1 protein-coding gene and 1 riboswitch are annotated in these 1,567 nt (G+C 70.5%); the gene reads right to left on the bottom strand.

Translation table 11 applies throughout. The features are described 5' to 3' along the window. Positions 1 to 203 precede the first annotated feature (203 nt). Positions 204 to 374: riboswitch (M-box (ykoK) riboswitch) on the bottom strand. A gap of 101 nt (positions 375 to 475) precedes the next feature. Further along, positions 476 to 1,567, bottom strand: a 1,092-nt coding sequence (locus ACLN58_RS22000; protein WP_415857338.1) for an SbcC/MukB-like Walker B domain-containing protein, incomplete at its 5' end; no start/stop codon positions are given.

Below are 1,567 nucleotides of genomic sequence, written 5' to 3'. Positions count from 1 at the left end.
GGGCGGCTCCGACCTTTCCCTTCTCCTCCATGGCCGTCAGTACTGCTTCGACCACGACGGCGAGCAGCACGGCGGGAGCGGCGAGGACCACGGCGCGGCGGCGGCCCGCGACGAGCGCGGGGACGAAGGCGGTGATGAACAGCATGACGGAGACCTCGGGCGATTCGGCTCCGGCGCGAGAAGCAGGGCCCGGCGGACCCCAGCAGACCTCTCCTCGTAAGACCTTCGGCACTTCGCGTCGTGACCCTGCGAGACAGGGAGCCAATCGGAACCGCCCCTTAATCCGGAGCGATCTGTCCTGACCCTTGGCGTCTCTCGACGTTCCGGGTCGCTGGCCTGTATCCGCGAAGGAGCCTCAGCTAACAAGTGGCGCCTTGCGGTTAAACGATAGCCCGGGCCGCGCGCGGCCTCCAAGCCGGGTCCGGTGTGAGCTTGCCTACTCCGCGTCCCCCGACCCGCGCCCGAGACCCGCCCCTTAGACCCGCGCCCGCAGCACGATGTCCACCGGATTGGCCTGCGAGACGGGCCCCCGGCCGCCGGTTCCCACCGCCGGCGCCTCGAGCAGGCCCGAGCGGTTGGCGCGCTTGTCGCGGAGGATCTCCGTGACCGAGCCGAGGTGCCGCGAGAGGTCGATCACGTTCTCCGGCGCCGCGAGGAGCAGCTGGAAGCCGAACTCGTGCAGCGCCGAGATCCCGGCCCCCGCGAACTCCTCGGACGCGAGCACGAACGCCTCGTCCATCATGACCGTGCCGTAGGTCGTGAAGCCCTGCTCGGCGATCCCCAGCTGGTAGCTGAGGGCCGCGGCCATGATGAACGCCGTGAAGCGCTGCCGCTCGCCGCCGGACATACTGCCTGTGTCCGCGTGGACGAAGACCTCGTCCCGAAGCTCGCCGGCGCTCCCGGAAATGGCCCGGTGCTCCTTGCACGAGATGAACACGTGCGTGCGCACGTCGAGCACTTCTGCCCGCCAGCGGCGGTCCTCGGGCGTCGTCGAGCCGAGGCGCTTCACGAGCGTCTCGAGCGTCTTGTAGCGCGCGGCGAGCACGTCCTCGCCTCCCGACGCGGACCGCGGTGCCGCGCCGCCGTCGTCCTTCGCGTCCACGACGCCGTGCCGCGCCTTGAGCGCCGAGACGATCGCCTCCTTGAACTGCCGCGCGGACGCCGGAACCGTCTGCTTGATGTCGAGTTCGAGGTAGCTGCCCTCGTGGAAGCCGACTTCGCCGAGGATCCCGTTGAGCGGCAGGATCCGCGCCGAGATGGCCCGACGCTCCTCGTCGAGCAGGTGAAGGAGCGTGCTGAACGATTCGTGCGTGCGCTGCTGGAAGAATCGCCGGAACTCGGCTTCCTGCGCGGGCAGGCCCTCGGAGACGATCCCGTGGTAGCGATCCTCGAACGCGCCCGCGGCGGCCACGCTCGTGCCGTGGTCCGCGGAGACCCCAGGACCCCAAACCCGTTCGAAGGCCTCGAAGATGCGCGTGAGCCGCTCGCCGGACGCCTGGCCCCGAGCCTCCGCCGCGTGCAGCTCCTCGAGGAGGCGCGAGCGGGCGTCCGCCGCGAGGACGTCGAG

The organism is Sinomonas sp. G460-2, from assembly GCF_047759905.1.
In the GTDB taxonomy this organism is placed as follows: Bacteria; Actinomycetota; Actinomycetes; order Actinomycetales; family Micrococcaceae; genus Sinomonas.
This window is presented reverse-complemented; position numbering and strand designations above follow the sequence as displayed.